The organism is Fervidicoccus sp. (genome assembly GCF_049967375.1).
GTDB lineage: Archaea > Thermoproteota > Thermoprotei_A > Sulfolobales > Fervidicoccaceae > Fervidicoccus > Fervidicoccus fontis.
In genome coordinates, this window is record NZ_JBMFSV010000015.1 from 22,388 (window position 1) to 29,630 (window position 7,243).

The window sequence follows — 7,243 nt, forward strand, 5'->3', positions numbered from 1 at the left end:
ACTTATCTCGCAAACCATTAATAATTCTTGTACGAAAGGAAAATAAAAAAGAAGTATATACAGTTATAATAATTATAATAATGATTTATTCTAAATTAATTATTATTCTTCTTTGAGAGATTATTTCCTTTAGTAATATTTTTTCATTTTTCACAAAATTCTTGAAAAAATTTCTTCATTTTTAAATTTTCGCTTATAGCCTTATCTTCAATAATTCTGCGTACACCATCTAATCCTAATTTTTCATAGCAATCCCTGCATACAACCCTGCTCTTATCTATCCTAACCATACAGTCCGGACAAACAAGCTTTCCGCAAATTTGGCATCTTTCAACAGCATTCCTCCTTTTGCAAATTTCACATAGTGTTTCCGAGCAAACTATGCACATTCCTTTTTCCTTATTATAGCAATCATTACAGACCTCTCTTCCGCAAATTCTGCATTTATTTTTTCTCTCCTTTTTTCCGCATATTTCACATTTTTTCTCAATGTTATTAGCTAAGATATCGTCTATAATAAACGAAAGCTTTTTTACGTAATTTTCTTTATTTTCATTCATTATATACACTTTCAAACATGCGTAAAGCCTGAGGATATTCATTTACAATTTTAACGCTTTGACTTGCTCCTAAAATATTTGCACCAAAAGCGAGCAGAAGCAGAGCTTGAATGCCGCTTCTGATTCCTCCTGAAGCTTTGATTTTCTGCTCTCTGCTTACAGCAGATCTGATTACAAGTATGTCATCTATATTTACACCTCTAGGTCCAAAACCTGTTGATGTCTTTATGTAGTCACCATTACTTTTTTCTATCATTTTAGAAAGCTCAGCTATCCCAGCATTGTCCAAATATCCGGTTTCAATTATAAACTTAACTTTTCCCCCAAGCTCATGAGTAAGATCAGAAAGCTTTTTTATTTCATTCTCAACGTAGCTTTTGTCACCTGATATATAGGACATTACATTGATCACAACGTCAACCTCTTTAGCTCCATTGGAGAAGGCAAGTTCAATTTGTTTCTGTTTAATTTCCAAAGGATCTTGACCAAATGGAAAGCTTATTACTGCAGATATTGGAACTTTAGAAAGAGATGAGAACTCCTTAACATAGCATAGAGGGATGACCAAGCTTCTAAAAGAGTATTTTTCTGCTTCTTCCAACCCTCTAATAATTCCGTTCTTTTTTTCATCTATTTTCAAAACTGTATGGTCTATTCTTCTAGCCAACTCTTCTTGATTTTTTGGGATAGATTTTAGATCTATTTTTATCATTCCTTTCTCCTCACTCCTTTTTCTTTTTTGCTAAAGCCTTTTTTATTTGATCGTGGTTGCAGATATGTCTTATAAGGTCGCTTTCCGTAAAGAAGATTGGGGCGTTTTCACCAGCTCCGCAAATTGGACAGTAGAATCTACCATCCTCTCTTTTCAAAGTTTTAAAAATAGAGCCTTTATAATCAATAATGACTTCATTTATTTTCTCCAACTAGGTTCACCATAAAATTGAAAATGAAGGATCAAAAATATTTATGAAAAGTTGCTATTATATTTTAGCAGGCGCTTGCAGGGAATGCCAAATTGAGTTATAGAGTTTTGCTTCAAACAATTGAATCCATGTTAAGGTCTGAAGGTTGCAAAACTAAGGCTGAAAGCAATAATGTTTTGTTATTTAAGTGCATTCATGAAGATGTGGAATATTCGTTCGCTTTGGAGATAGATAGTATCTCTGGATACGTGCGCATATCTCTTTTGACCGACTACGCTTATGAAGGAGACTACAAAAATATATCAGCAAAGAACTTTGAGCTCTATGGTATTAAGGTTGCCATAGATCCTGAAGGATACCTTGCTTTTATAGCTGAAATTCCACTTATATGCTTAACTAAGGGAGGCATTGATATTATCTTAAATTTAATCAATCTATTAGAAAAAACAATTAAACTAATATAGTAGGATAATTTTGCTAGAATTTAATTAAAAGCATATCTTTAAAAATTTGGAAAAATAGCTAAATTCTATACTGATTTTAATATTTGGTTAAAACATCGCTTTCAGTTGAAAACCTGCATTAAAAGAGATGATGGGGTGTGATAGTTGAGCTTGCCTGACAAAATATTTGAGATTGGCAAAAGAAGAGGGTTTTTCTGGCAGTCTTATGAGATTTATGGCGGAGTTGCCGGCTTCTATGACTTGGGTCCTTACGGAATACTCCTGAAAAATAATATTATTTGCGAATGGAAAAGGCATTTTATCTTGCCGCATCAAGAAATGATCGTCGAAATAGAAGCTCCCATCATAGGTCCTGAAGCTGTTTATAAGGCAAGCGGGCATATTGAAAGCTTCACAGATCCTATAGTCTCATGCACATCCTGTCATAGAATTTACAGGGCAGATCACCTCATTGAAGAAAAACTTGGAGTAAAGGCTGAAGGAAAAAGTCCGAAAGAGCTCACGGAGATTATAAGAAACAATGATTTGCGATGCCCATATTGCGGAGGAGTCCTCGGAGAGGTTTCCCTCTTCAATTTACTCTTTAAAACACAAATAGGGCCATATACAGGAGATGTGGGGTACTTTAGACCTGAGCTAGCACAAGGAATGTTCTTATCCTTTAAAAGAGTCTTCACTACTATGAGAGAAAGACTTCCTCTCGGAATAGCCCAAATAGGAAGAGTTGGAAGAAACGAAATAAGTCCTAGGCAAGGCATGCTAAGGCTTAGAGAGTTCACTATAATGGAGATAGAGTTCTTCTTCGATCCGGAAGATCCTGGTGCAGAAGATGCGCTCAAAAAAGTTTACGATAAGAAGCTTAGGATACTTACAGAAGATGCAAAAAGAATGGGAGAAAGAGAGCCAAAGATTTTTACAATAAAAGAAGCTTTAGAAACTGGGCTGATAAAAACGCCATGGCTAGCATATTGGATGTACGTTTCACAAGAATTCCTCTATTCTTTGGGAATACCGTATGAAAATCAATATTTCGAAGAAAAATTACCAGAAGAAAGGGCTCACTATTCAAAGCAGACATTTGATCAGCTAGTTAAAACTGAAAGGTGGGGATGGATTGAGGTATCGGGTCACGCATACAGAGGAGACTATGACCTTTCTAGGCACTCTATATATAGCAAAGAGGACCTTTCGATATTTAAACAATACCAAACACCACATATAGAAAAAAGTCTAAAGATAATGATTAACAAAGCCGCAGTCGGAAAGGCATTCAAAAGCGAGAGCGAAGATGTGATCTCTGCATTGAATTCTTTAGATCCGAAAGAGTTGAAAGAAACTCTTGAGAAAAATGGATTCATCACAATCAAAGGAAAGAAGATAACAAAAGAAATGGTTAATATGGTTGAAGAGGAGGAAAAGATAACTGGAAAGAGATTCATACCGCATGTCGTGGAGCCTTCATTTGGCGTCGAGAGGCTCTTATACGTAGTGATGGAATACTCTCTCAAGCAAAAGGAGGACAGGTACATACTTTCTCTGAAGCCTAGTCTCTCACCCGTAAAGGTTGCAGTCTTTCCGCTAGTTAATGACGAAAAGATAGAAGCTCTGGCAAAAAGCATATATGAAAGCTTAAAAATGAGTGGCTTCACGGCATTATATGATGATTCTGGAAGCATAGGAAGAAGATATGCGAGAGCAGATGAAATAGGAGTTCCATTTGCAGTTACGGTAGACTATCAGAGCTTAGAAGATAGTACAATAACTATAAGGTTCAGAGATACATGGGAGCAGAAGAGGTTGAAAATTGACGAATTGACTGAAGCTTTAAAAAACCTATTAGAAGCTAAAAATATTTATTCTGAAATAAAATAAATTAATAATTGCCTTTGTAGGTATTTCTTTTAAGCTTTCAAATTTCACATCAATATAAAGCAATATTGAAAGGTGAGCATATGTCCGAAGAGGAAAACAAGGAAGCAAGTGAGCAGAAAGTAGAAAAGAAGGACATAAAGTCATTAGTAGCTATTATTCCTCCAGCTGGCGCATTAAAGTCTACTCAAAAGAAAATTTCCGAAAAAAGGATAAGAGTAAGATATAGCTCAACAAAACCTGAACATATAACTATCAATCCGAAACTGGCATCTGAGCTTGGAATAAAGGATAAAGCGTATATTGTTATTGCAGGAAAGAAGAGATTCCTATTTAATGTGATCCTTGACGAAAACGTTCCTGAAAATGAGGTCTATGCAAATAATGAGTTCATGAAAGAAAATGGTGTCTCTGATAACAGCATAGCAACTATCAGGTCGCTATAAGCATATTAAATTGAGGGATAACGTTTTGGTTATAATAAAGAAGAGCTTTCAAGAAATTATGGAAGAAAGAGGAAAGATACTGTCTACTATAGAAGAAAAACTGAAAGAAGAACAAAGCGTTGAGAATGAGGAAGAGATCTTAAAGCTTCTTGAAATGAATAAAAATTCAAGGGCGGATCTGAAAAATTTTTTGAAAACATATCATGAAAATATTAACAGTGAGGAGGAAATGGAATACTATAGAACTATAATAGACTTTGTGAGATTAGTTTATATGCAAATAGAAGAAGATTTGTTCGAAAGAATTCTAGAAAGAGCTGAAAGGAGTATTGGGCCTCTAAAAGCGAATAAAGATTGGATACTGAAAGAAGCTGCAGACATTGATTTCATTTATGATAACAAATAAGCATGAATAAATGGAAATACAATGAATAGATATTTAATCTTGTATTTTAAAATTAAAGATAATAAATAAAGAATAACAAAAGCGTTCGGTGTATAACTAAATGCCTCAGGAAATTATAAGGGATGATGAAATTCTTAATATGAACTTAGCGGAAATGAACTTAGCAGAACAGATTACAAACATTCTTTTAACAATAAACCAAGAAGGAAAGATGGCGCAAGAGCTTATTTCAGGCTTTATTCAAGGCAAGATGGAACTCGTTAAAAAAGGATATGAGCCAATAAAAAAAATTAAGGACGATGCTCAAAGAATGAAGGAATCAACTATGGAATATGTCGTAAGGGTGTCACCTACTCTAATGACGAAAGAGCTGTATATGTTCTCGCTTTCTCATTTGGACAGAATCTCTCAAATAATTGACTCAATAATTTACAGGTTATCTATCCTTGCCCATTCCGGCTTTACATTAGATCAAAGTATTGCAGAATTATTTTCTCAGTTTTCTTCAACATCATTTAATATGGTTGAACTTCTATATACGGAGTCCAAATACCTTTCCTCTAATTCGAAAAAGGTTGGAGAAATACACGACGAAATAAATAGGAAAGAAGATCTGGTAGATCAGCTATATAGAAGGCTTGAACTAGAAATAATACGAAAATATTCTAATGATTTATTCCATCTGTTATTATTAAAAGAAGTAGTAGATTTGATAGAAGAGCTTTCAGACAAGATTAGGGATGCAAGTCATGACTTCAGATATATATCCCTCTATAAAGCATGACGAGAAATTCATTGGACATTTAGTGGGGCTTAAAGTACTTATCAAAGACACTAAAATTGCCTCCAAGATCTACATGGATGGATTCTATGGAAAACCTTTTGGAATAAAAAAACCTGAGAGAAGAGAATATAATGAAGTTTTAGAATTGTCATTGGTAGAAGCCCTTTATTTGGTAGAAAAGGGAAAGTTATCTGTTTTAAATTCAGAAGGTAAAGAAATGAGCTTCGATGAACTTTTAAATGAAGCATATAATAGGATTAAGTCTTTTAAAAGCTTGTATATAATATACAGAGATCTAAGAGAAAAAGGTTATGTTGTAAGAAGCGGATTGAAGTTTGGAAGCGACTACAGTCTGTATAGACATGGACCTGGAATTGAACACGCTCCATATTTAATACATGTTTATGAAGGTGATGAAATTATAGACCCTATCGAACTAGTAAGGATGGGTAGGTTAAGCCATAGCGTAAAGAAAAAGTTCATGCTAGGCATAGTCAGGAATGGTATACCAAATTATATTCTCTTTAAATGGTATAAACCCTAGCGAAATAGGTAGGTGAAAGAGATTGAGTATAAAGAAAGATCAAAAGCATTACGACTATGGAAAAGATAAGTATTGGGGCGACAAAAAGGGAAAAACAGGGGGATATGAAAAAAAGGAAAGGTTTGAAAGTGGAATAAAACAAGAAAGGGAAGGTTATGAGCACCATCAGAACCCTAATCCTTTGGGTGAAAAATGCAACAACCTATGCCCATTATTTTGGTGCACTAAAAGAGCATACCAGATAAGGAGAGACCCAAAGACTGGAAGAAAATATGTATTCTGCACCTGGACAAATGATGAATGCATAGGAGCAGCTTGTCAGTATGCTAGTTGCAAGATGAACTATCTTCTTCCGAATGGTGAATGCGGCTACGCTAAAAACAAGGTCGCAATGGCTCAACCTGAAAAAGAAGATATCGTTGAAGATATTGAAAAGGAAGACCTAGATATTAAGACCAAGGGACTAATCTCTAAAAAACTTGGAAAGAAAAAGCTAGATGATATAATTTAGTAAGGTGCATTTGTTGGAAAGATATACTAGACAATTAAAGATCTTGAGCGATGAAGGGCAGAGAAAGCTGAAAAATTCTACGGTTCTAATTGTTGGAGTTGGTGGACTTGGATCAGCTAGCTCTGTTTATTTAGCTTACTCCGGCATAGGCAAATTGTTAGTTGTAGATAAAGATAAAATAGAAAAATCGAACCTCAATAGACAAATTCTTTATAAAGAAGAAGATGTAGGAAAATATAAAGCAATTATTGCAGCAGAAAGGTTAAGAGAAATCAACAAAGAAATACATGTGGAACCATTTGTTATTGATGTAAATGACGAAAATTTTGAGGAGATTATTAAGAGGGCTGATGTTGTAGTTGATGGGCTAGATAATTGGAAGGCTAGGCTAAGGGTTAATAAGTTGGCAGTTAGATATCTAAAGCCTTTTGTTCATGCAGCGGTTGAAGAGTGGTATGGTCAACTTTTCACGGTTATTCCTAAAAAGGGTCCATGCTTAAATTGTATATTCGGAGAAACAGAAGAAACGAAAAAAGAAATACAAGTCGTTCCTCCTCTGCCTGGTATATTAGGTACCATGCAAGCAATTGAAGTTATAAAGATTATTACGGGTATAGGAAAAGTAGCTTCCGATAGGATCATTTATATAGATTCAAAAAACTTAAGCATACATGAAATCCAAGTCACAAAGGATCCAAACTGTAAAATTTGTTCGCATTGAGGGTTTTCAAATCCT

At 34.7% G+C, this 7,243-nt stretch carries 11 protein-coding genes; 8 read left to right on the top strand and 3 right to left on the bottom strand.

From position 1 onward, the window contains the following. Positions 1-143 precede the first annotated feature (143 nt). From ACP5SL_RS03935 to ACP5SL_RS03945, 3 genes are read right to left on the bottom strand one after another with little or no spacing between them, the layout of a single operon-like run. The gene (locus ACP5SL_RS03935) at positions 144-560 is read right to left on the bottom strand and encodes a hypothetical protein (protein ID WP_014557904.1); all 417 of its coding nucleotides are present in this window, start codon (positions 558-560) and stop codon (positions 144-146) included. Continuing rightward, the gene (gene deoC / locus ACP5SL_RS03940) at positions 553-1,272 is read right to left on the bottom strand and encodes a deoxyribose-phosphate aldolase (protein ID WP_014557905.1); all 720 of its coding nucleotides are present in this window, start codon (positions 1,270-1,272) and stop codon (positions 553-555) included. Before deoC ends, ACP5SL_RS03935 begins: the two co-directional genes overlap by 8 nt. 10 nt (positions 1,273-1,282) lie before the next feature. Continuing rightward, positions 1,283-1,483 (bottom strand): hypothetical protein, encoded by a 201-nt coding sequence (locus ACP5SL_RS03945; RefSeq protein WP_014557906.1) that lies wholly within the window; start codon positions 1,481-1,483, stop codon positions 1,283-1,285. Positions 1,484-1,575: 92 nt separating this feature from the next. Between ACP5SL_RS03945 and ACP5SL_RS03950 the strand changes: the two genes are divergently transcribed. The 8 genes from ACP5SL_RS03950 to ACP5SL_RS03985 all read left to right on the top strand — a co-directional run bounded on the left by ACP5SL_RS03950 (position 1,576) and on the right by ACP5SL_RS03985 (position 7,228). Beyond that, positions 1,576-1,947 (top strand): hypothetical protein, encoded by a 372-nt coding sequence (locus tag ACP5SL_RS03950; protein WP_193803725.1) that lies wholly within the window; start codon positions 1,576-1,578, stop codon positions 1,945-1,947. 144 nt (positions 1,948-2,091) lie between these two features. Then, positions 2,092-3,819: a glycine--tRNA ligase gene (gene glyS, locus ACP5SL_RS03955; RefSeq protein ID WP_428228211.1), complete on the top strand. Its 1,728-nt coding sequence runs from the start codon at positions 2,092-2,094 to the stop codon at positions 3,817-3,819. Positions 3,820-3,899: 80 nt separating this feature from the next. Next, the gene (locus ACP5SL_RS03960; protein WP_428228212.1) at positions 3,900-4,262 is read left to right on the top strand and encodes a hypothetical protein; all 363 of its coding nucleotides are present in this window, start codon (positions 3,900-3,902) and stop codon (positions 4,260-4,262) included. A gap of 25 nt (positions 4,263-4,287) precedes the next feature. After that, a complete protein-coding gene (locus ACP5SL_RS03965) occupies positions 4,288-4,668 on the top strand; it encodes a hypothetical protein (protein WP_148683623.1) in 381 nt (126 codons plus the stop codon). Between the two features lie 100 nt (positions 4,669-4,768). Continuing rightward, positions 4,769-5,452, top strand: coding sequence for a DUF47 domain-containing protein (locus ACP5SL_RS03970; protein WP_014557911.1), 684 nt, complete (start codon positions 4,769-4,771; stop codon positions 5,450-5,452). Continuing rightward, entirely contained in the window at positions 5,418-5,996 is a 579-nt protein-coding gene (endA, locus tag ACP5SL_RS03975) for a tRNA-intron lyase (protein ID WP_428228213.1), read from the top strand. The genes ACP5SL_RS03970 and endA overlap by 35 nt, the downstream gene beginning before the upstream one ends. 22 nt (positions 5,997-6,018) lie before the next feature. Continuing rightward, positions 6,019-6,507, top strand: a complete 489-nt coding sequence (locus ACP5SL_RS03980) for a hypothetical protein (RefSeq protein ID WP_428228214.1) — start codon at positions 6,019-6,021, stop codon at positions 6,505-6,507. Between the two features lie 4 nt (positions 6,508-6,511). Beyond that, on the top strand, positions 6,512-7,228 hold the full coding sequence (locus tag ACP5SL_RS03985; RefSeq protein WP_148683625.1) for a HesA/MoeB/ThiF family protein: 717 nt from the start codon (positions 6,512-6,514) through the stop codon (positions 7,226-7,228). The last annotated feature ends 15 nt before the right edge of the window (positions 7,229-7,243 follow it).